The 23,746-nt window shown below is 35.8% G+C and carries 19 protein-coding genes; 6 read left to right on the forward strand and 13 right to left on the reverse strand.

What is annotated here, in order from left to right; genetic code table 11:
• Positions 1-88: 88 nt before the first annotated feature.
• Positions 89-1,426, forward strand: coding sequence for a dihydroorotase (locus C7D53_RS19815; protein ID WP_106918132.1), 1,338 nt, complete (start codon positions 89-91; stop codon positions 1,424-1,426).
• Between the two features lie 204 nt (positions 1,427-1,630).
• Here the strand turns inward: C7D53_RS19815 and C7D53_RS19820 are convergent, their stop codons facing one another.
• From C7D53_RS19820 to C7D53_RS19830, 3 genes are all read right to left on the reverse strand, one after another.
• Positions 1,631-3,928, reverse strand: a complete 2,298-nt coding sequence (locus C7D53_RS19820; protein ID WP_106918133.1) for a GH92 family glycosyl hydrolase — start codon at positions 3,926-3,928, stop codon at positions 1,631-1,633.
• 71 nt (positions 3,929-3,999) lie between these two features.
• Positions 4,000-4,689: a response regulator transcription factor gene (locus tag C7D53_RS19825; protein ID WP_106918134.1), complete on the reverse strand. Its 690-nt coding sequence runs from the start codon at positions 4,687-4,689 to the stop codon at positions 4,000-4,002.
• Between the two features lie 11 nt (positions 4,690-4,700).
• Entirely contained in the window at positions 4,701-5,948 is a 1,248-nt protein-coding gene (locus C7D53_RS19830) for a sensor histidine kinase (protein WP_106918135.1), read from the reverse strand.
• Between the two features lie 172 nt (positions 5,949-6,120).
• On the opposite strand from C7D53_RS19830, the gene C7D53_RS19835 reads away from it, so the two are divergent.
• The 3 genes from C7D53_RS19835 (at position 6,121) to C7D53_RS19845 (ending at position 8,548) form a co-directional block, all read left to right on the forward strand.
• Positions 6,121-6,531, forward strand: a complete 411-nt coding sequence (locus tag C7D53_RS19835; protein WP_106918136.1) for a DUF1573 domain-containing protein — start codon at positions 6,121-6,123, stop codon at positions 6,529-6,531.
• Positions 6,532-6,730: 199 nt separating this feature from the next.
• A complete protein-coding gene (locus C7D53_RS19840) occupies positions 6,731-7,612 on the forward strand; it encodes an SDR family oxidoreductase (protein WP_106918137.1) in 882 nt (293 codons plus the stop codon).
• A gap of 108 nt (positions 7,613-7,720) precedes the next feature.
• Positions 7,721-8,548: an endonuclease/exonuclease/phosphatase family protein gene (locus tag C7D53_RS19845; protein ID WP_106918138.1), complete on the forward strand. Its 828-nt coding sequence runs from the start codon at positions 7,721-7,723 to the stop codon at positions 8,546-8,548.
• A gap of 2 nt (positions 8,549-8,550) precedes the next feature.
• On the opposite strand, the gene C7D53_RS19850 is transcribed toward C7D53_RS19845, so the two are convergent.
• Positions 8,551-9,237 carry a response regulator transcription factor gene (locus tag C7D53_RS19850; RefSeq protein ID WP_106918139.1) on the reverse strand — a complete coding sequence of 229 codons (687 nt, stop codon included), beginning with the start codon at positions 9,235-9,237 and terminating at the stop codon, positions 8,551-8,553.
• Positions 9,227-10,573 (reverse strand): sensor histidine kinase, encoded by a 1,347-nt coding sequence (locus tag C7D53_RS19855; protein ID WP_106918140.1) that lies wholly within the window; start codon positions 10,571-10,573, stop codon positions 9,227-9,229. Before C7D53_RS19855 ends, C7D53_RS19850 begins: the two co-directional genes overlap by 11 nt.
• A gap of 196 nt (positions 10,574-10,769) precedes the next feature.
• Here C7D53_RS19855 and C7D53_RS19860 point away from each other — a divergent pair, with 196 nt between their 5' ends.
• Both C7D53_RS19860 and C7D53_RS19865 read left to right on the forward strand, forming a co-directional pair.
• On the forward strand, positions 10,770-13,139 hold the full coding sequence (locus C7D53_RS19860) for an outer membrane beta-barrel family protein (protein ID WP_106918141.1): 2,370 nt from the start codon (positions 10,770-10,772) through the stop codon (positions 13,137-13,139).
• Positions 13,140-13,247: 108 nt separating this feature from the next.
• Positions 13,248-15,113 carry a M1 family metallopeptidase gene (locus tag C7D53_RS19865; protein ID WP_106918142.1) on the forward strand — a complete coding sequence of 622 codons (1,866 nt, stop codon included), beginning with the start codon at positions 13,248-13,250 and terminating at the stop codon, positions 15,111-15,113.
• A gap of 37 nt (positions 15,114-15,150) precedes the next feature.
• On the opposite strand, the gene C7D53_RS19870 is transcribed toward C7D53_RS19865, so the two are convergent.
• The 8 genes from C7D53_RS19870 to clpB form a co-directional block, all read right to left on the reverse strand.
• Entirely contained in the window at positions 15,151-16,536 is a 1,386-nt protein-coding gene (locus tag C7D53_RS19870; RefSeq protein ID WP_106918143.1) for a phosphatase PAP2 family protein, read from the reverse strand.
• Between the two features lie 97 nt (positions 16,537-16,633).
• On the reverse strand, positions 16,634-17,650 hold the full coding sequence (locus C7D53_RS19875) for a zinc metalloprotease (protein ID WP_106918144.1): 1,017 nt from the start codon (positions 17,648-17,650) through the stop codon (positions 16,634-16,636).
• 248 nt (positions 17,651-17,898) lie between these two features.
• Complete coding sequence (locus C7D53_RS19880; RefSeq protein ID WP_106918145.1) at positions 17,899-18,540, reverse strand: response regulator transcription factor; 642 nt, start codon at positions 18,538-18,540, stop codon at positions 17,899-17,901.
• Entirely contained in the window at positions 18,537-19,322 is a 786-nt protein-coding gene (locus C7D53_RS19885; RefSeq protein ID WP_106918146.1) for a sensor histidine kinase, read from the reverse strand. The genes C7D53_RS19880 and C7D53_RS19885 overlap by 4 nt, the downstream gene beginning before the upstream one ends.
• Entirely contained in the window at positions 19,301-19,948 is a 648-nt protein-coding gene (locus tag C7D53_RS19890) for a hypothetical protein (RefSeq protein WP_076357328.1), read from the reverse strand. Before C7D53_RS19890 ends, C7D53_RS19885 begins: the two co-directional genes overlap by 22 nt.
• Positions 19,949-19,983: 35 nt before the next feature.
• A complete protein-coding gene (locus C7D53_RS19895) occupies positions 19,984-20,508 on the reverse strand; it encodes a hypothetical protein (RefSeq protein WP_106918147.1) in 525 nt (174 codons plus the stop codon).
• A gap of 196 nt (positions 20,509-20,704) precedes the next feature.
• Entirely contained in the window at positions 20,705-20,857 is a 153-nt protein-coding gene (locus C7D53_RS21055; RefSeq protein ID WP_162926232.1) for a hypothetical protein, read from the reverse strand.
• Between the two features lie 153 nt (positions 20,858-21,010).
• Positions 21,011-23,605, reverse strand: a complete 2,595-nt coding sequence (gene clpB, locus C7D53_RS19900) for an ATP-dependent chaperone ClpB (protein ID WP_106918148.1) — start codon at positions 23,603-23,605, stop codon at positions 21,011-21,013.
• Between the last annotated feature and the right edge of the window lie 141 nt (positions 23,606-23,746).

Genomic DNA, 23,746 nt, shown 5'->3' on the forward strand with positions numbered 1-23,746 from the left:
TATTAGAAGTTAGAATTTTGTAATTCCATTTTTAACTTAAAAATTTCTCTAGTTTCCAGTATCTAATCTATAATTTCTAAAAAGTAAAATGAAAACCCTTATCAAAAACGTAAACATCGTAAACGAAGGAAAAGTCTTTGAGAGCGATATCTTAATAGAAAATGATTTAATCTCTAAAATAGCTTCCGGTATTTCTGAGGGGGCAGATCAGATTATTGATGGTTCCGGAAAGTATCTTCTGCCTGGAGTAATTGATGATCAGGTGCATTTTCGTGATCCGGGCTTAACGCACAAAGGTGATATTGAAACTGAATCAAGATCAGCTATTGCGGGAGGAATAACCAGCTTTATCGATCAGCCAAATACTGTTCCTAATGCTGTTACTCAGGAATTATTAGCAGACAAATATGAAATAGCCTCCCATAAAGCTTATGCGAATTATGGTTTTATGATGGGAGGAACAAATGATAATCTTGAGGAGGTCTTAAAGACGAATCCTAGAAATGTTCCGGGAATTAAATTATTTCTGGGTTCATCCACAGGAAATATGTTGGTTGACAACCCTGAAACATTAGAAAATATCTTCAGTAATACCCAAATGCTGATTGCAGTTCATTGTGAAGATGAAGCTACTATTAGAGCCAATACTCAAAAGTATGTTGATGAATATGGCGAAGATATTCCTGTTAAGTTTCATCATTTGATCAGAAGTGAAGAGGCTTGCTATAAATCTTCTTCCAAGGCTATTGAACTGGCTCAGAAAACAGGAGCAAGACTGCACGTTTTCCATCTTTCTACCGCTAAGGAAATGGAGCTTTTCAGAAATGATATTCCTTTGAAGGATAAAAAGATCACCGCTGAGGTTTGTGTTCATCATTTAACATTCACCAATGAAGATTATGAAACGAAGGGAGGCTTAATTAAGTGGAACCCTGCCGTAAAAACACAAAAAGATAAAGATGCTTTGTGGGAAGCCCTTCTTGATGACAGAATTGATGTAATTGCCACAGATCATGCACCACATACAGCAGAGGAAAAACAGAATGTATACACAAAATGCCCATCAGGAGCACCATTGGTACAACATTCATTAGTTGTGATGCTGGAAAACTATCAGAATGGTAAAATTTCTCTTGAAAAAATTGTGGAAAAGATGTGCCACAACCCAGCCATTCTTTTCAAGGTAGAGAAGAGAGGGTTTGTAAAAGAAGGATATAAAGCAGATCTTGTGTTGGTAGATTTAAATGAAAACTGGATTGTTTCCAAAGAGAATTTACTTTACAAATGTGGTTGGAGCCCGTTGGAGGGAATGAGTTTCCATTCTAAAGTTACCCATACTTTTGTAAATGGCCATTTGGTATATGATAATGGGAAAATTGCTGAAGAGAAATTCGGAGAAAGATTACTTTTTGAAGCAAGAGATTAGTAAAACAAAATTGAAGAATATAGTCTCGAATTAACTTGAGATTATTATGATAAATCAATAGGAGCGGGCTTTAGCCCGCTCTTTTATTTTAAAATCTTCTACTGGGTTTAACTAAAATTTATTTTTATATCTCGCAGATCTAGGAGATTACGCAGATTTTAAAACTCAATCATCTGCTAAATCCGCAAAATCTGCGAGAATATTTTACTTCTTCGCTTTGCTTCCCATATAGAACGTAAGTTTTCCTCCATTCATAATTTCAGAATGTTTCAATGTGAAATCTTTAATCACTTTTCCATTGAGAAGAATCTTTTGAACATATACATTTTTAGGACCTTGATTGATGGCTTCTATTTCAAAAATCTTTCCGTTTTCAAGGTTTAAAACAGCATGATCAATAGCAGGACTACCGATGGAATAGTCTTCTGAACCCGGTGCAACAGGGTAAAAACCAAGGGAACTCAGAATATACCACGCACTCATTTGTCCGGTATCATCATTTCCTCCCAATCCGTCAGGAGTTGCCTTGTATTGCATTTCAAGAATATGGCGGATCTGTGATTGAGTTTTCCAGGGTTGCCCTGCCCAGTTATAAAGATAAGCTACATGGTGTGCCGGTTCATTTCCGTGAACATATCCACCAATGATTCCTTCTCTTGTAATGTCTTCTGTATCTGCGAAAAATTCGTCAGACAAATGCATGGAAAACAGTTCATCCAGTTTTGAAGCAAACTTCTTTTTGCCTCCCATCAGCTGAATAAGCTCTTCAGGGTTGTGAGGAACAAAGAAACTGTAGTTCCAGGAGTTTCCTTCAATAAAGCCTTGTCCGTGGGTACTCAATACATCAAAATCCTTTTTGAAGCTTCCATCTGCCAGCCTTGGGCGCATGAAACCTATTGTTTTGTCAAAGTTATTCTTCCAGTTTTCAGAACGCTTGATAAACTGATTGTATATTTCTGTCTCTCCCAAATGTTTTGCCAATTGAGCAATAGCCCAGTCGTCATAGGCATATTCTAAGGTATTTGAAACTGATGTTCCATTTTTTTCTGCAGGAATATAACCTAGATCAATATATTGCCCGATGCCCTCATAATCTCTTTTGTTGGCAGTTTCTACGCAGGCTTTCAAGGCTTCTTTAGGATCGCCATTATAATTTCCTTTGATAATGGCGTCTGCAACAACACTTACACTATGATAGCCGCTCATGCACCAGTTATCATTGGCATAATGTGACCAAATAGGTAACATTTTCATGGAAAATTGATCGTAGTGAGCCATCATTGATCTCACCATATCGTTATTTCGCTTGGGCTGGATGATGTTAAAAAATGGATGTAGTGCCCGATAAGTATCCCATAAGGAGAATGTGGTATAGTTGGTGAAACCATTTGCTTTATGAATATTTTGATCCAAACCTTTATACTCTCCATTAGCATCCATATAAACTGTAGGATTGATAAAGGTGTGATAAATAGCCGTATAAAAATTAGTTTTTTCGGATTCGGAACCTTTAATGACAATTTTATTTAATTCTTTGTTCCAATTTTCCTGTGCCATCGCTTTCACCTGATCAAAAGATAGACTTCCTGCCTCTTTTTCAAGGTTTTCCATGGCATTGGCCTGGCTTACGGGTGAGATGGCAAGTTTAACTTCAATGGCCTCATTTTCCTGAGTGTCAAAATCAAAATACATTTTCAGATTCTTGCCGGCGATTTCCGGAAAGTTCTTGGTTTGATCAAATTTTCTCCAAAATCCTTTATAAACTTGCTTTTCATCATAGTTTTTCTGGCCATAAGACTTGAATGGCTTTGAAAATTTCATGGCAAAATAAACCGTTTTGGTTCTTGCCCATCCATTGGTTTGTCGGTATCCTGTGATGGTGTTATTGTTTTCTACGCGAGCATAGGTCCAGACGTTTTTTCCATCATAATTGTAAATGCCCGCCATCAAATCCAAAATAATATGGGCCTGATCTGACTTGGGGAAAGTATAACGATGAACACCAACTCTTGTGGTTGCCGTTAATTCTGCTAAAATATGATGGTCATCAAGTTTTACTTTGTAGTACCCGGCTTCTGCTGTTTCATTTTGGTGAGTAAATTTACTTCTGTAGCCATTTTCAGGATGAGAAGACGTTCCGGGATTAAGTTGAAGTTTTCCAACCGTAGGCATGATGAGGAAATCTCCCAAATCAGAATGTCCCGTCCCGCTAAAGTGAGTAGAACTAAAGCCTACAATGGTTTTGTCTTCGTAGCGATACCCTGCACAGTATTTATAAACTTCACCATTATATTTGCCGTTAAGTTCATAGGAAATGCTATCTGTTTCAGGGCTTAACTGAACAGCTCCAAAGGGTACTGTGGCCCCGGGATAGGTATGTCCCATTTTTTCAGTCCCAATAAGAGGATTGACATATTGTATTAATTTTTCAAATTTTTGAGCTTTATAATGTAGGCTCAAAAATAAAAGAAACAGAAAAACAGTAGTTCTGTGATTTTTCATTAATGGTAGTTTTTCAAAGATTAAAATTAATTAAAATCATCATTTGCTGTTTTATTTTAGCTAGAATTTGTTCAATATTTATTTTTTTCAGAAAAGCGGAAACCTATTCCATGCAGGTTTTCGATCAGTATATTTTGTTCATCAGCCAGAACTTTTCGTAATCTGGAAATAAATACATCCAGACTTCGTCCCATAAAATAGTCATCATCGCCCCAAATGGCTTTCAGGATATCCTGTCTTTTCAGGACTGTATTTTTATTGCGGATAAAATATAAAAGCAGTTCAGATTCTCTTTGGGTAAGGCTAATCGTATGGTTGGCTTCCTGCAAAGTATAGTTTTGGGGATCAAAGTTATACTTCCCGACCTTATAGTTTGAAGAATGGACGTTCGTTTTCTTTGAACGTTTCAGGAAAACTTCAATTTTCAAAATCAGTTCTTCTATACTGAATGGTTTTACCAGATAATCATCAGCTCCTATTTTGAGACCTTTGATACGATCTTCTTTTAAAGCTTTGGCGGAAATAAAAATAATAGGAATATCAGCGTTTTTACTGCGGATTTGCTCAGCCACTTCAAATCCGTTTAGTTCGGGCATCATAATATCCAGCAGACAAATATCGAAACTTTGAATATTAAATGCTTCAAGGGCAGATTTTCCATCCGAATAACAGTTGATGTCATAGTAAGTTTCCAGGCTGTCCTGTATCAGGAAAGCGATAGTTTCGTCATCTTCTGCATATAAAATTTTAGATTTCTCCATACTTATTCAATTTAAAACGGGAAAAAGAGGGTTGTGGTAATTCCCGTGTCTGCATTATTCTCAACGGAAATTCTCCAGTTATGCTGCTGAACAACTTTCTTTACATAAAATAATCCTAATCCAAACCCATTCACCTCTTCACTTCTTTTAGTATTTACCCTGTAAAATTTTTCAAAAATATGAGGAATATTTTTAGCAGGAATACCTATTCCATTATCTTTAAATTTTAAATATAATCCTTTTGGATCTTTATAGGATGAAATGACAATCGTGGGCTTTGCTTCACAATACTTAATGGAATTATCTAAAATATTATAAATGATATTGGTGAAGTGAAATTCATCAGCCATTATTGAAGCACTGTTGTCAATTTCTATTTGAATGCTGAGGTCTTTGTCTTTTTGCAGCATAGCATCGGCAATCTCCTGAATAAAAGGAAGAAGTATGATTTTTTGAGGCTTTAATGACATTCCCGAAGCATCATTTTTAGCAAGATTCAAGATCTTTTCAATGTGGCTGTTAAGCTTGTAACTTTGATCAATAATGATGGAAGTATAGGTTTGAAGCTTAGTGTTTTCCTTTACTGCTTCCTGCTTGTTAAGTGCTTCTGATGCTAAAAGGATTGATGATAGGGGAGTTTTAAATTCATGGGTCATATTATTAATAAAATCACGCTGCAATTCCGAGAATTTTTTCTGTTGAATGATTGTATAGATAGAATAAACATATACCAAAAGAATGATGATAAGGGCAAATGTAAGCAAATACCAGAATCTTAGTGAACTGATCAGATACGTGGTTTTGTCTGGAAAACGTATAGAGAAATAATAGATCAGGTTTTTATGTTTTGGAAAATTGATCACCTTATTACTTGGACTTTCCTGATGGGTAGTCATATATTTTCCATAAATCATTTTATCACTGTGGCAGTTATATAGTGCATACACATAATCGGTATTGATTTGAAAACGGGTGAATTCTGTTTTCAGATAATATTCAAGAACTACAGGGTGAAACTCATTGTTAATATTAACCACATAATAATCATTGGCAATATTCTGAACAGGATTTTCAGTAAAAGAATTTTTTCCTCCGGATAGTTTTTCTGCTACCTCCATTAAAGCAATATTCACTTTCTGATCAAATTTCTTGTCTTCAAGATTATAAGCCTGGCGAGTCCACATCAGCTGGGCTATTAAAATTCCAATAATAGCTATAAACCCCAGCGTAATGATGATATTGAGTTTTTTGATTTTCATTTTCCAGAACAATATTATCCAAAAATATCTATTAATCTTTTATCATTAACAACTTGTTAACAAATGTTTGATAGCAGTTAACAAGTTGTAAGGCTTACGTGCTTTACATTTGTGATATCATAACGAGAATAACAGTTTTCTTTATTATTTCTAACTATTAAAATTTATACTCATGAAAAAATTAAAAATTACAGCAGTTTTAGCAGTTTTGGCTTTCTCTCCATTTTATGCCAATGTATTTTCAGGAGATACTCTTTCAATCGTAAATAGAGTTGCTGATGCTATCAAATGGAAATCAGAATCTATAGATGTAGGTAATATTCCTCAGGGAAAACCAAAAATTATCAGATTTGAATTTACCAATACAAGTTCAAAACCAATTATTATACAAAATGTAGCTCCTTCATGTGGATGTACAACAGCAGATTATACTAAAACGCCTATTCAGCCTGGGAAAAAAGGATTTGTAGAAGCTAGCTACAATGCGGCAGCTGCAGGCCCATTCATGAAAACGGTGAATGTTACAACCAGCGAGAGCAAAACACCTAAAACACTTTCTTTTAAAGGAACAGTTACTTCATAACTCATATTTCAATAGTAATTAAAAGCCGTTTCATCATGCTTGAAACGGCTTTTTTCTTATTACTATCTCCTGCATAATTTAAAAAAATGACGGGAAGAATAATTATATTAAATTTACATACAAAGTATCATTGATTTTCTATAGGAATCTTTTACAGCCTGTAGAATTTATATTATATATTTATTAAAATAATTAAATTATGAGCATGTATACACAGCCAATGTTGCGCGAAGGTGCACTGAAAGATAAAGTAGCGATTGTAACGGGAGGAGGAAGCGGTCTTGGAAAGGCAATGACCAAATATTTCCTTGAATTGGGTGCCAATGTGGTAATCACTTCCAGAAACCTTGAAAAACTACAGACTACAGCAAAAGAACTGGAAGATGAAACAGGTGGGAAAGTTCTTTGCGTTGCTTGTGATGTAAGAAACTGGGATGAGGTGGAAGCAATGAAAGAAGCTACCATAAAGGAGTTTGGTAAAATTGATATCCTATTAAACAATGCTGCCGGAAACTTTATCTCTCCAACGGAAAAGCTAACCCATTCTGCCTTTGATTCTATCTTGGATATTGTTCTAAAAGGAACAAAAAACTGTACGCTTTCTGTAGGAAAACATTGGATAGATTCTAAAACACCAGGAACAGTGCTTAATATTGTAACAACCTATGCGTGGACGGGTTCTGCTTATGTAGTGCCATCTGCCTGTGCAAAAGCTGGAGTTTTGGCAATGACCCGATCTTTGGCTGTAGAATGGGCGAAATATGGAATTCGTTTCAACGCAATTGCTCCGGGACCATTCCCTACAAAAGGGGCTTGGGACAGACTTCTTCCGGGAGATCTTCAGGAAAAATTTGATATGAAGAAAAAAGTTCCTTTGAGAAGAGTAGGAGAACATCAGGAGTTGGCTAACCTTGCTGCTTACCTTGTTTCAGATTATTCAGCGTATATGAATGGGGAAGTGGTAACTATTGATGGTGGCGAATGGCTTCAGGGGGCCGGAGAATTTAACATGCTTGAAGCAATCCCAAGTGAAATGTGGGATGCATTGGAGGCTATGATTAAAGCAAAGAAATCAAACTAGATTAAGGCAAGGTTTAAAATCTGCAATAATTTAACAATATAATGATGTAAATAAGACTTCTCTGTCACAGGGAAGTCTTATTTTTGTCTCAAATTGATAAAATAGACTATGAATTTCAGACTTTCAATCGTATTCCTTATGTTTTTTGCATTGGGATTTTCACAGGACCTTACAGTGATGAGTTTTAATATCAGGCTTAACGTTGCATCTGATAAGGAAAATGCATGGCCGGAAAGAAAACAGGATGTTTCCGATTTACTCACTTATTATCACCCTGATTATTTCGGAGTTCAGGAAGCGCTTCCCGAACAAATGAAAGATATCAAAAGCGGATTAAAAAACTATGATTATATTGGGGTGGGAAGAGATGATGGTAAGGAAAAAGGAGAGTTCTCTGCTATTTTTTACAATACAAACAGATTGGATGTGGTAAAATCGGGGACGTTCTGGTTATCTGAAACACCTGAGAAACCATCAAAAGGGTGGGATGCTGCATTGAATAGAATCTGCACCTATGCCATCTTCAAGGATAAAAAGTCAAAGAAAGAATTTCTTGCCATGAATATTCATTTTGATCATATTGGAAATGTTGCAAGAGTAAAATCCTCTGAATTGATCCTTAAAAAAATAAAGGAGCTTAATCCGAGAAACCTGCCTGTAACATTAAGCGGAGACTTTAATCTGACAGAGGATACAGAACCTGTAAAAATCCTTTCTCAAAATATGAAAGATACCTTTTACCATTCGGAAACCAAGCATTATGGACCTGTAGGAACCTTTACGGCCTTTAATGTAAATGAGATTCCAAAAGAAAGGATTGACTATATTTTTACAAAAGACTTTAAGATAAGATCTCACAGACATATCAATGACAGAAGAGAGAATCTCCTTTATCCGTCAGATCATTTTCCGGTGATTGTGAATCTTTCTTTTTAAGATTAATTTGTTGGAAAATCAACTTCAAATCCAATTCCTCTAAGGGATTGGATTTTTACTTCCTCATCATTACTGAAATATTTTCTCAATCTGCTGATAAATACATCCAGACTTCTGCCCGTAAAATAGTCATTGGTTTCCCAAAGATTATCAAGAATTTCATCCCTTGTTATCATGGAATGATTGTGCTTCAGTAAATATAAAAGAAGCTCCTGCTCCCGAACAGTAAGACGTATATTCCCCGCAGGATGGGAAAGTGAAAGTTTTTGAGTATCCAGCAAATATTGCCCGATTTTTATCTGAATTTCAGTAATTGGAGGAGAGGTTCTTTTCAGAATATTTTTAATCCTTAAAACCAGTTCCTCGGGATCACATGGCTTGGCTATATAATCATCCGCTCCTATCTTTAATCCGGTTAACCTATCGATTTTCTGATTCTTTGCTGTTAAAAATAAAACAGGAAAATTGTTTTTTTCCTTGAGAATCATTTTGGCAAGAGAGAAGCCATCAATATTAGGCATCATCACATCTAAAATCCCAATCTGAAAAGGGAAATCGGAGGAAAGAATTTCAATAATATCTTCAGGATTCTGAAACCAGCTGACCTCAAAATCTTCCAGTTCAAGATATTGTTTAAGGATCATTCCGAAATCCGAATCATCTTCTGCTAATAGGATCTTAGTTTTCATAAGGAATGGTTATTTTAAAAATACTTCCGGCCCCAGGTTTACTGGAAACCTCTATTTTACCATTATAGGTTGTGATTATTTTTTTTACAAAATAAAGTCCCAGCCCAAGCCCCTTACTGTTATGAATGTTATTGGACTGTATTCTGTAGAATTTTTCAAAAATATTTGTTAGCTCTTTGCTTTCCATCCCTTGGCCATTATCAGAAATTTCAATATTCAGATTTTGGGTAGAAGTATTGGTATTTATTTTCACAAAAGATGCGCCGTATTTGATACTGTTTTCACAAAGATTTTTAATGACAGTTTCCATTAGGTTTTTGTCAAAGGGTAGTTTTTCGGAAACTTTATTTTCAAATTTAAAATCTATTTGATGATACGTAAAAGCCAAATCCTGAATGAAAAAATCCCAGTCTTCAGGCTGTACTGCAACCACCTCATCGGGTATTTCATCTTTATGAAGCTGCAGCATTAAACTTTCAAGGCGGGCAATTTGCCGGTCAATAAGGGGTAGTGTTTCTGCATTCCAGCCCTTTTTTAAAGTCTTGGAAGCAATTTTTAAGGTAGCGATCGGGGTTTTAAACTCATGAGAAATGTTATCTACAACAGTGTGGAGAACTTCTACCTGCTTTTGTTGCCTGATGAGGTTTCTGATGGTGAAGATATACAGAAGCAGAACACTTGCTAATAAAATTACACAGCAAATGATCAATAACGCAAGTTCCTTGAAAACAAGACTTTTTATATTATCAACCTCAAAATCAGTCTGACTCTTCACAAAGAATGTTTCCCTCTCGCTGGTCGTTTCTTTTCCTTTAACTTCCTTGGTAGAAGAGGTTCTCCAGGTTCCGGTACTGGTGATTTTAGGTTTTTTTACCTTGTTTTTTGTTTCGAAAATAATAATGGGATGATCAATCAGTTTAGCACTGTCCGGAAGGTGAATGATAGAGGTGTATTGAATTCTTGCAGAAATTTTATATCCATCTTTTTTAAGGCGACTGTTGATATAATTGCTAAGCCTTTCTCTGGAAGCTTTTCTGTCTTCTATAAAATGGTAGATGAACTCCTTTTGGCTGATCTCTTTTTCGTAATACTGAATAATGATCTTCTGTAGAGAGTCACTTTTCATTTCCTTGGCATCATGAATGTTTTCCAGTTTATCTGCGTAGCTGCTAAGTCCCTCGTCTACGGATCTGTAAATGTCTCTTTCCTTTACCTGATAGGTTTTATACATAAAATAAACCTGTATTCCTAACAGAAGTAGGAATAGGGCTGTAAAAAGAAATAGAAGATTTTTACTTTTGGAAATCATTGATAACAAAGATAAAGATTTAACCATTTTATTGATGTTGTATTTTGTTATTAACCTTTCATTAACCTGATTTTTTCGCTTTACATTTTTTCTTCCTGATGGAGGAAAATGCGTTAACCCATCATTAACCTTTCGTTAACCGAAATTCTCCTGCTCAATATGGAATTTTGCTTCGTAAAACAAGAATACATACTGTTTTGCTCCATTCTTTAAAAATATAATCATGAACAAAATTATTCTTTTCCTGTGTTTTCCAATGTTGGCGTTTGCCCAGAAACAAAAACTAGCAGGAACAGTTGTGAACACAGATAATGAAAGGGTTTCATCGGCACGAATAGAGCTGTATGACTCACAGAATAAACTAATCAAAGAACTGAAAACTGATGCTAAGGGTGGATTTGTCCTGGAGGATATTTTTGGAGAGAATATAAAACTGGTAGTGAAAAATGAAGGATATTTTTTATTTGAAAAAAAACTGGATCTTGAAAAACCAGAAGCCTTGCAAATTATTCTTAAAAAAGAATCCCAAGAGATTGAAGAGGTTGTAATGACCAAACGAAAGCCATTGGTGAAACGAAAAGTAGATCGTCTGGAATTTAATGTGGAAAACAGCAATATTTCATCACTGAATGCATGGGAAATTTTAAAAAATACCCCCGGCGTTACTGCCAATAATAATGTACTCGCAGTGAAAGGTAGTACAGGAATTTTGGTGACCATTAATGATAAAAAAGTGATGTTGACAGGGGATGAACTTAAGAACCTTCTGGAGAATACTCAGGGAGATGAGGTGAAGTCCGTAGAAGTGATTACTAACCCGCCTGCAAAATATGAGGCCTCAGGAAGTTCGGTTCTGAATATTATTATGAAAAAGAACAAGATTGAAGGCTATCGTGGCATTTTGTCTTCAAAATATGTTCAGACTCAGTATGCAAAGGCTGTTTTTGGATTATCTCAATATTATAAAAAGGATAAATTTTCCATTATGGGAAGCTATTACAAAGGGATGGGAACTTATTATAGACAAGGGTTTGACTATGTTAATTATCCCGAAAGTCAGACCAGATGGATGAGTACAATGAATAGGAAGGATAAAAACACTAACCAGAATACCCTGAATTTTAATGTGGAATATGAGTTGGACAGTTTGACCAACCTAAGCCTCAACTATTCAGGGTATTTTTCCCCAAAGTCCTATGGAACGTATGATGTGCCTACCTTGATTTATAATAATCAGGATGTTATTGAGTCTGATTATAGAACTCTTAATGATCATGATTCCCGCTCTATTAATAATTCAGTCAGCTTCCAGATAGACAGGAAGCTGAATAAAAAGAGCAGTTTATCCTGGACCAATTACTTTACAGGGAATAATGCCAGTAAATATCAGAACGTAATTACCCATTTAAACTTTGCCGGTCAGCCTCCTAAAGAAGATAACTTCATGACCCAAAATAAAGCGGATGTACAACTGTATTCTACTCAGATAGATTATCAGTGGAAAGGCGATAAGATAGAATTTGAGTCCGGAACAAAATATAGTTTTGTAAAGACCAATAGTAAACTTGATTTTTCTGATAATCAAAATGGAATATTAGAATACAGGCCTGAGAAAAGCAGTGTTTTTGATTATAAAGAACATAATTTTGCTCTGTATTCCTCACTTTCCTACAATATTGGAAAATGGAATTTTAAAGGAGGACTTCGTGCAGAAATGACAGATCTTGAAGGTATTGTTTCTGAACCATACGATCAAAACAAAAATAATTACTGGAACTTTTTTCCTACTTTCTATGCTCAATATACCACAGAAAATAAGCAGGAGTTCGGGTTTTCGTATGGCAAGCGTATCAATAGACCATCATATTCATGGCTGAATCCCGCAAAATCTTATTATAACCTCTTTTCATACTATCAGGGTGACCCGAAACTAAAGGCAACCATTACTCATAATCTTAATCTAACCTATTCATGGAAAAACTGGAATCTGGATTTTTACTATCGCAAAGAACTATTCCCGTCTATGGAAATTTCATATCAGGAACCAGAGACCAATAGTTTGATCTATCATTTTACCAATATTGAAAAAGGTGAGGCTTTCGGTTTAAGTTTGTATAAAAACTTTCAGGTGAAACCTTGGTGGAATATCATTCTGTCTGAAAATCTGGAACACAATGAAAACTATTTCAAGGGCGTTGACGGAATGCTGTATAAGAATAAGGTTTGGAACTGGGAATCTAATATTTCTACAAGCTTCACTTTAGATAAAAATAGTGATTGGAAAATGGAAATGGGACATCGTTATTATTCTCCATCAATACAGGGAACTTTCAAGATTTCCGGTGCGTGGTCTGCTTATTTTGTAATGAACCGAAAGTTTTTTAATAAAAGATTAGAAGCAAGCTTAATCGTTAGTGATATTTTTAGAACAACAGGCCAAAAGATTGTTACCAAATATGCCAATCAGGATAACTACTTTCAGGACTATACAGATACCCAAGGCTTTACCCTTTCATTGAAATTCAACTTTGGAAACCAGTCTGTCAAAAATGCCAAGACCATCAAAAAGACATCTGAGCAGGATAGGCTTTAGGATATATTAAATGAAAAACCAATTATCATAAAACATTATTACAAAAGAAATGACCACCCAGTGTCACATTTTCGCTATTTTTGATACCTATCTTTAAAAAAGGTCGTTATGAAGAGAATTTTTTCCGGAATGCTGATGGTCGTTTCGTTACTACAGTTGTCCGCTCAGGAGCTGTATATGCCGAGAAATATTAAAAAAGCTTATGAAAATGGGACCCGTGATATTTCTGGTGCACCAGGTAAGAACTATTGGCAGAATAAAGGAATTTACAATGTTGAAGTGAAAGTGGATGCCGGTACAAAGATGGTTTCCGGAAAAGAAACAATTGTTTATACAAACAATAGTCCGGATATTCTCAATGAACTGGCCATAAGATTTGTTAACAATATGCATAAACCACAGTCTCCAAGATCTGGAGCGGTTTCCAGCGATTTTTTGTCCTCAGGACTTAAGATTAAGTCATTTGCAGTTAATGGTGAAAAATATGATATCAACAGTGATGATTGGGGGACTGTTGAGAAAGTAGAATTAAAATCAGGCTTAAAGTCAAAATCAAAAGCTGAGATTAAAATCGAGTGGGAATATCCCCTTTCTGTACAAAGTGGAAGAGAGGGACAGATTGATCCTGAAACATTCTATGTAGCCTATTCTTTCCCAAGAGTTTCTGTATATGATGACTACAACGGATGGGATATGCTTCCACATTCTGACAGGCAGGAATTTTATAATGACTTTAATGACTATAGCTTTGCCATTACGGCACCCAAAAATTATGTAGTGTGGGCAACCGGAGATTTTTTAAATCCAGAAGCTGTTCTTCAGCCGGAGTATTTGAAAAGATATAAAGCCTCATTAAAGAGTGACAAGGTAATGCGCATTGCTACGGAACAGGAAATGAAGTCTGGGAAAGTTACCCAACAGAATAAATGGAATGTATGGAAATTCAGAGCCAATCATATTACAGATTTTTGCTTTGCCTTGAGTAATCATTATGTATGGGATGCTGCCAGTGTTCAGTTGAAAACCAAGAGAGCTAGCGTACAATCAGGATATAAAGCCGGAGCAAAGGATTTTGAACAGTATGTAGACTGGATGCGCTATAATCTGGATTGGTTTTCAAAAAAATGGCCGGGTGTAGAATATCCTTATAATGTAATGACTGCCATTCAAGGATATGCGGATATGGAATATCCAATGATGATTAATGATACCAGTATTCCGGATAACTTACAGGATGCAAGACTTACAGCAGATCATGAAATTGCCCATACTTATTTCCCTTTCTATATGGGGATTAACGAAACTAGATATGCATTCATGGATGAGGGATGGGCTACTACCTTGGAGTATTTAATTGGAATTGATGAAAATGGTGAAGCTGCCGCAAAGGAATTTTATAAAAATTTCAGAGTGAAAAAATGGATTAGCGATCCATCTGCAGAGCAGGATCAACCCATCATTACAATGAGTACGCAAGTAAGTGGGTCGGGATATGGAAATAACTCCTACGTAAAATCATCCTTATCTTATCTGGCATTGAAAGATTATCTGGGTGATGAATTGTTCAAAAAAGCATTGCATCATTATATGGATAACTGGAACGGAAAGCATCCTGTCCCTTGGGATTACTTTAATTCTATGAATACAGGTTCCGGAAAAAATCTGAATTGGTTTTTCCACAATTGGTTTTATACTAATAATTATATTGATTTAAAAGTGGCCGGAGCATCACAAATGAATGATTTGCTGACCGTGAATGTTGCAAATGTTGGAGGGTTTGCCATTCCGTTTGATGCTGTTTTGACCTATGAGGATGGTAGCATAGAGAAACTTCATTTTTCACCAGCAGTCTGGGAAAAAGATCAAAAACTAACTGATCTTGTGGTTCCTATCAAGAAAAAAGTAAAATCGGTATCTTTGGATGGAGATCTTTTTATGGATTATACACCGGGAGATAACAGTAAAACCTTATAAAAGTAAAAGCCTTCAGATCTCTGAAGGCTTTTTATTTTTAAAAATAAGCGGTTAATCTTAAACCAAGAGTAAAATAATTTATTTTTTCCTTGGCTATCATATGATTCAGTTCCTCGTTCAGTTCTTCGTTCTCCTGTACGGCATCACTAAAGCGATAACGGATGGTAGATTTAATCTCGTTGTAATCGGTATAGAAAGTAAGTCCTAACCCTGGATTAAATTTGTACGTGATAGAAGCACCGGTATTCCAACGGAAAGCAGGCTTGGGTTTGTATCGTGCAATTTCGAGCTGGTGGTTGGGGCCGTCAATGCTGTCACTTTTAATAAATACTTTTCCACTGGCCGTAGCAGAGTATCCTGCAGTTGCCTTTAAAGTCAGTTGCCATTTATCTGAAAACTCGTGAGAAAAATAAGGTCCTATTCCTGCTCCCAGAAAGCCCAGAGATTGTGTTATGATTTCATGCTCCCCGAAGCTGTCTCCATCATCCAGATTTACTTTCATTGGTTTTATAGGGAAACTGCTGAAGCTAAAATCTCCACCTATACCCCATTTTTTTGAAAAGAAATAAGCGCCTTCCAGTCCTCCTTCAAAACCGATTTGCTTCTTGTCATCAAGCTCTGATTCTTTTAAAAAGTTTGTGGTACCAAACGTGGTTCCCAGTTTTATTGCCAGGAAAGACGGATAATCGTTCCCTTCAATTCGGGATAACATGCTTAAATTATCACCTTTGTTTTTATATATTTTATCTATAAAGAAATATCCTAGTTCTGTAGAAATAATACCGATTCCGGCTCCAGCCAGAATATCAGGCAGCCAGTGTCTGTTGTTGAGGTTTCTACCAAGTCCGGTAAGGGTAGCTGAACCATATCCTGCAATACTATAAGCGGGATTTACCATACCATACTCCTTGTGCAGAAAGCTGGCGTTGGTAAAGGCCATAGCCGCATGTCCGGATGGAAATGAATTATTCTTGGAGCCATCTGGCCGTTCAACTTTTGCTGTATATTTAATGGAGTTCACAAGAATTCCCATGATGACTAAACTGGCTCCATAGGACAAAGTAGCTCTTCCCAGATTATTTCTTCCTTTCACCCCTCCTAATTTCAATCCATAAACCGCCAAAGCCGGAGCATACTGAAGATAATCGTCATATTTTACCTTAAAGGCAGGTAGGTATCGGTTACGAACTTCACGAATGTTTTCTTTTTCTCCCCATGTTGCAGCTGCAGCCGCAAAAAGTAGAGTGGGGGCAACTGATTTTTTTACCCATTCTTTCTTTAGAAATGGAGTTTTTTCTTGTATTGAAATAGTAGAGTTAAGCAAAGCAATGTCTTCCTTGAGATTTCTAGACTGAACAGTATCCTGTGCTTTGTAACTATATAAGTTTAATAGTATACCCGAGGCTAGGGCCAATTTTTTCATCCTTGTGGTCCTTAAATTTAAATTGCGTAAAAATATTAAAAAAAATCTATCCCAAATGCGGAATAGATTTTAAATATTATTTAAATGGTGTGATTTATTAGTAAACTCTTAATCCTGATCTTGCTCCGGAAGAAGCTGTTACAGATTGCATTTTTGTTTTTTGCCCTGCAGTAAACATATATAATGAGTTATCATCAGAGTAATCCATATAGTTCATAAACATAACAGATCTTTTTACTCCATAGCAAGTGTTGTAAAGAGGATATGTTGGTTTACCTGTATTAGCAGTTGTTTGTGTAGGGGTATCTGCGATTAAGTCATCTCCACATGTGGTGTCTCCCCAAATATGTCTAAGACCTAAATAATGTCCTACCTCATGGGTAGCAGTTCTTCCTAAGTTGAAAGGAGAAGATGTTCCGGTTTTACCAAAGAATGGAGCCGCGATTACTACACCGTCTTTCCATGTACCTGCATCCTCAGGGAAAGTAGCGTACCCTAAGATTTCTCCTTGAGTATCCGGCATACTGCCCACAACCCAAATATTAAAGTAGTTGGTAGGGTTGGTAGCATCAATTCCTCCCGTAGAGGCTTTCTTCATAGTGTTGTTTGTTCTGTCTGATTTGCTCCATGATGTTTTGGTCGTAGTTTTTCTGATGGTATTTACCAATCTGAATTTCACTTTTACATCACCAGCTTTTACAGCCTGAAACTCAGTAGGAATACTTGAAACATCACTGTTTGTTCCGCTGTAGTCAGCATTCAGTACTGCAATTTGTTCTGCAATTCTTGCATCTGAAACATTCTGGGCAGCTGTTTTGTAGATTACATTAACAATAACAGGAATTTCAACTGTTCCATCTGCCAGCACTTTTCCTAGTGCAATGTTGTTGGCAAATCTTTCAGCGTTGGCATCTATTTCTGCAACTTTTTGTCTTAATGCAGGATCTTTTTCCAAAGCTTCCTGTCTCATTTCTTCAGAAGGACAATTTCTTTTTAGCGCAGAGGTGGAAGCAATTTCCTTATCTGCCGAAGTTTCATTTTGATTAGTTACACTGTCGTTGTTACACGCAGACATAAAGCCCAATGCAAGGACCCCAAATAATAATCTTTTCATATCTTTTTTTTTGGTTTGAGGATGTGAAATTATATTATTTAAAATTGATATGCAAATTATTTTCTAATTTATTTGAATTATTCCTATTTAATGAATGGTTTTATTGATTATAAATTAGTTTTATTGGGATTGTATTGAATTTTAACTAATTTCGAAAATTAAATTATTTATTTCACATTTAAGTGTATTTTTAAATGTAAACATTTAATTTAATTTTAATTTTTATAGAATTTTTTTAATGTAAAACTTTAATTAGCAAAGCCGTTTTTGATCGCAAAAACTGCGAGCCCTACACGGGTTTTTAAATCAAGCTTATCACAAAGCTGATCCCTGTAGCTCTCTACAGTTCTGGGACTGCAGCACATTCGGTCTGCAATTTCTTTATAGCTAAGCTCCGTAACGGTGTATTTCAAGAATTCTTTTTCACGATCAGATATTTTAACTGTGATTTCAGCTTCCTGATCTTTGTTGAAATTGGAAAATATGATTTTTGAAGCCCATTCCGGGTAAAAGAAACCATCAGTATCCAGTCTTGTAAGAGCTGTTTCCAGATCTTTCGGATGGGTGTTTTTTAGAAGGTATCCTTTTGCTCCGTTTTTGATCATTTTAATCACGCTGTTGTCGTCTCCCTGCATGCTGAGCGCCATTACCTTAATGTTGGGATGGTGTTTGGCAAGCCATGCTGCAGTTTCAAAGCCGTCCATAATAGGCATGCTGATATCTAAAAGGATAATATCAGGAATTGAGTTTCCCTCTTCAAATTTTTGAATCAGGTCTTTTCCATTTTCACATACATAGATTACCTCAAATTCATTAAAGTTATCAATAATCCCTTCAAGAGCCTTGGCAATAAGGATGTGATCATCAACAATTACAATAGATTTTTTCATGGTTGTTTTTTTAAAGTGATATTGAGGAGCGTTCCTTTATGATCCTGGCTCTCCAGTTTGAAATCGGCACCTATAATTTCTGCCCTGTTTTTCATGTTTGTAAGACCTATTCCATTGAATTTTGTTTGGGAGGTATCAAATCCGATCCCGTCATCATGAATGTTAAGCTCCCAAAGAATATGTTCGGAAGTATTTAAACTGATAAAAATATTCTTGCATTGAGAATGTTTTATACTGTTCTGAATAAATTCCTGAGTGATTCTGAGAAGTACATTTTTATGAACAAATCCCAGGTCTAGTTGATTAAAATTGTGTTCAAAATTAATCTTGCACTTTTTTAAAGAATTGGTATTGTCTACCTCTTCCTGAATCAAAGTTACAATTTCCTTTTGATTGATGTTGTCATCAGTCAATGTCTTAGAAAGGCTTCGGAGATCCTGAAGGGATTGGTTGATGATCTGTGAGACCTGATCAATTCTTTCGCTGGCTTCAGGAACTTTATTCTCATAGAGCATCTGTTGAACATATAAGCTTACCAAGGTTAGTTTCTGGCCAATATTGTCATGAAGCTCCCTCCCGATTTGCTGCATGGTCGCCTGCTGAATCTCCAATTGGGTAGCCAGAAGTTCTCTTTGATGAATTTCATTTTTCATTTCAATTTCATTCAGATACTCTTTTTTGCGTTGTCTGTAATTTCTGATGTAGATGGCTACAGCCACAACAAACATTAAAAAAAATGTATTGAAAAGAATGATCGTAATTAAAAGCTCTGTTTTCCCCATATAAATGAACTTGCAAATAAAAGATACATTACAGCTCCTGAAATCTGGAAATAAGCAAAATATAAATCCCAAATATTTCTATATTCCCAAAGAAGCGACATGAATGTCATAAATGGGAGGGTTCCAATATAAAAGAGTGTTATTCCCAGGTTGATATAAAACATTTTGTTTGTGCTGAACTTTAAAATTTCAGATGAATTTACCTGCTTATAGTATTCCATAATAACCAGTACCATTAAAAAAAGGCATCCAAAAGTATAGTTAAAGGAGTATACTACTTTGTTATTTGAAAAGAATAAAGCATTGGGAATGAATGACAAGAGATAGATGGCAGCAAAAATATAAAATAGAGTTGTTTTTTTTAGTGATTTTTTGGCGTACAGCCAATAAAAGAAAATAAACTGTAATGGCATGACAAAATAATTGTAAAACTTAACTCTATCTATATGAAGAGGTTTTTCAGCCCATTTTACAGCAGATTCACACAAAAAAATAGCAATAAGATATAATGCCAAATACTTCCAATATTGTTTTTTTACACGGTTAAAATAAATAAGAGAAGTTAAAGCAGCAATTCCTTCCCCAACATACATGAATTGTAAGAAAAACTTTTGGAACTCAGTCATTGTTTATTAATAGTATAAAATATTTTACAGGGAGATTAGTACTTTTGTGTTTTAGGGTTGCCTGGAGGAGTTAGGGTTCCTTGGTTTTCTCCAAGATCTCCATCGTCATCAGAAAGCGGTATACCACGTGCGCTTAACGCTAAGTTTTGTTGTGTTAATGAATTGAAATCATAATCCAGTTTTTCTCCCTCTTCACTTTCTTTTTTCAGTGTTGGAATCATCACCAATGTATGTCTTTCAGAATATTCCTGAGGAACAGGGTGATTTTCCATAATGTCCCAATTTTCAACTTTTGGATAGGCGGCATAATAAAATCTGATCCCCAAATCTTCTTCCGTACATTCAGGATTTATCTTGCTTGCTTCCTGTTCTACCAAAGCAATGAAACTTTTTAGCTTAGGAAGGTCAAACCAAATGGAATGAGCATCTTCTATTCCTAAAGCATTATTGATGGCAGTAAGGTGATTTTGACGATAATTGTCAATAAGAGCTTTAATCAGAGCATTAGACATTGCTCCTGATCTTTGTTGATCATTTTCGTTAGTAGATTCTGTATTCATAACTTAGTTTTATCATGGAATATCCATATTACTGCAAATTTCGGAAAAAATATGAAAGAAAAACTATTATTAAATAGGGAATTATACCGTTATTTTTACCGTGTTTTTACGGATTGTGTATGAAATTTTTACATTTTTGAAAACGAACCGATGATGGGGTCATAAAAAAACCGGAGAAAATCTCCGGCTTAATTTTTTAAATGCATCCGTATTTTTTTGGATCCCTACAAACCATTCCTGCTGTGCAGCATAGACCGGTTGGGCAGTTCCAGTTCTCGTCACACATAATTAAAGCAGAAGCCATTCCGCCATCAATGTTCTTCAACTCGTTTCTTTTTAACTTTTTCATACTGATTTTGTTTTAGTTATTAATTTGTTTGGGAAATAAAGATAATAATATTTCACGATACTTGGATAATTATGTAAAAAAATAAGTGCTGTAGAGAAATCTACAGCACCTACTTACAAAAATTAATGTATATGAAAAAAACTACTTTATTTTTTATTGTTCCGTTGGTCTAAAAACCAATCCGGTTTCTACAAAGTAATCCAGAGTAATTCTGTCACCATCATTCACATTTCCGGCAAGGATTTCTTTTGACAGTTTATTTAATACTTCCTGTTGGATTACTCTTTTTAAAGGTCTTGCCCCGAAAGCAGGATCATATCCTTTGTCCATCAGATAATCTACTGCATCCTGAGTGAAAGTCATGATGATATTACGTTTTGATAACATATCATTGAATCCTCTCAATTGATACTGAACGATTTTTCCAATTTCTTTCTTTCTTAAAGGTTGGAACAATACCACTTCATCAATTCTGTTTAAGAATTCCGGACGTAAGGTTTGTTTTAAAAGATCGAAGACTTCAACTTTCGTTTTATCCACAATCTCATCCTGATTCTCGTCAGTGATATTTTCAAAATTCTCCTGAATAAGATGCGAACCTAAATTCGAAGTCATGATAATGATTGAGTTTTTGAAATTCACAACACGACCTTTATTATCCGTTAAACGACCATCATCCAAAACCTGAAGCAATGTGTTGAAAACATCAGGATGGGCTTTTTCAATCTCATCCAAAAGAACTACCGAATAAGGTCTTCTTCTTACCGCTTCAGTTAATTGTCCACCTTCATCATATCCCACATATCCCGGAGGAGCACCTACCAATCTTGAAACACTATGACGTTCCTGATATTCACTCATATCAATTCTGGTCATATTATTTTCATCATCAAATAAGAACTCAGCTAATGCTTTCGCAAGCTCAGTTTTACCAACTCCAGTTGTTCCAAGGAATAAGAATGATCCAATAGGTTTCTTATCGTCACTTAGTCCGGCTCTGTTTCTTCTGATAGCATCAGCTACAGCTCCAATGGCTTCATCCTGTCCTACAACTCTGTGGTGAAGTTCGGCTTCCAGATTCAGTAGCTTGTCCCTTTCTGATTGTAATAACTTCGTGACAGGAATTCCCGTCCATTTTGCAATAACCTCAGAAATATTGTCAGAAGTTACTTCTTCTTTAATAAGCTCATTCTGATGATTTTGCATTTCTATTTCAAGCTTTTCGAGTTGTTCCTCTTTTTCACGAAGCTTTCCATACTGGATTTCCGCTACTTTGGCGTAGTCTCCTGTTCTTGAAGCCCTTTCAGCCTCCAATTTCAGAGATTCAATATCTTTTTTGATCTGGGTAAGATCTTCACTTTTTTGCTTTTCTTTCAACCATTTTGCATTGATCTCATTTCTCTCTTCAGAAATCTTTGAAATATCTTCTTTTAAATGATCAATTTTGGTTTGGTTGCCCTCTCTTGAGATCGCTGCCAATTCGATTTCCAATTGCATAAGTCTTCTGTCCAGAACGTCCAGTTCTTCCGGTTTTGAATTGATCTCCATTCTCAATTTAGCCGAAGCTTCATCAATAAGGTCAATGGCTTTATCCGGTAAAAACCTGTCCGAAATATATCTTTGAGACATTTCCACCGCAGCAATAATCGCTTCATCCTTGATTCTTACCTTGTGGTGAGCCTCATATTTATCCTTGATTCCACGAAGAATTGAAATAGCAGATTCGGTATCCGGTTCTTCCACCATCACTTTCTGGAAACGTCTTTCCAATGCTTTATCCTTTTCAAAATACTTTTGGTACTCATTTAAGGTTGTGGCACCAATAGCTCTCAATTCGCCCCTTGCTAACGCTGGTTTCAGAATATTGGCGGCATCCATTGCCCCATCACCACCTCCGGCACCTACCAGAGTGTGAATCTCATCAATGAAAAGAATAATCTGTCCGTCAGACTTGATAACTTCATTCACTACAGACTTTAGACGCTCTTCAAATTCACCCTTATATTTTGCGCCGGCAATTAAAGCTCCCATATCCAAAGAGTATAGAGTTTTATCCATTAGGTTCTCAGGAATGTCGCCACTGATAATTCTGTGGGCAATCCCTTCAGCAATGGCTGTTTTACCTACACCAGGTTCTCCAATAAGGATAGGGTTGTTTTTGGTTCTTCTGGAAAGGATCTGTAAAACCCTTCGGATTTCTTCATCACGCCCGATTACAGGATCCAGTTTTCCTTCAGCAGCCAACTCATTGAAGTTTTTAGCATATTTATTTAAAGACTGATAAGTTTCTTCTGAGCTTGCAGAAGTAGCCTTACTTCCTTTTCTTAATTCTTTAATTCCCCCTTCCAATAGTTTTTTGGTGACTCCCATGTCTTTCAACATTTGAGAAACTTCCGAACTGGTTTCAATAAGGGATAGCCATAAATGTTCAATCGTTACAAATTCATCACCCATTTTTTTGGCGATATTCGGTGCATCCAGTAGCACCTTATTTGCAGATTGAGATAGGTAAATATTTCCTCCCTGTACTTTAGGAAGCTTTTCTAAATTTTCACGATTTCGCTCTCTTACCAAAGTGGCATCTGCTTCAGATTTCTTTAATAGGAAAGGCGATATATTTTCATCTACCTGAAATATTCCTTCAAGGAGATGTTGAGGTTCAATACTTTGGTTGCCAAGTTCCATGGCCACTTGTTGTGCTGCCTGGATGGCTTCTTGTGATTTTACAGTATATTGGTTTAAGTTCATATTTTATATATTTTTGGTAATGGTTTGTTCAAAGTTTAGCTTTAATAAAACATCAAGAAACTAAATTTTCAGGCTTAGTTTCTTAATGCCATCAATTATTTAATCATTTATTCGATGACTATATCGCAAAAACTGTTCAAT

The organism is Chryseobacterium aurantiacum (assembly GCF_003020585.1).
Lineage (GTDB): Bacteria > Bacteroidota > Bacteroidia > Flavobacteriales > Weeksellaceae > Chryseobacterium > Chryseobacterium aurantiacum.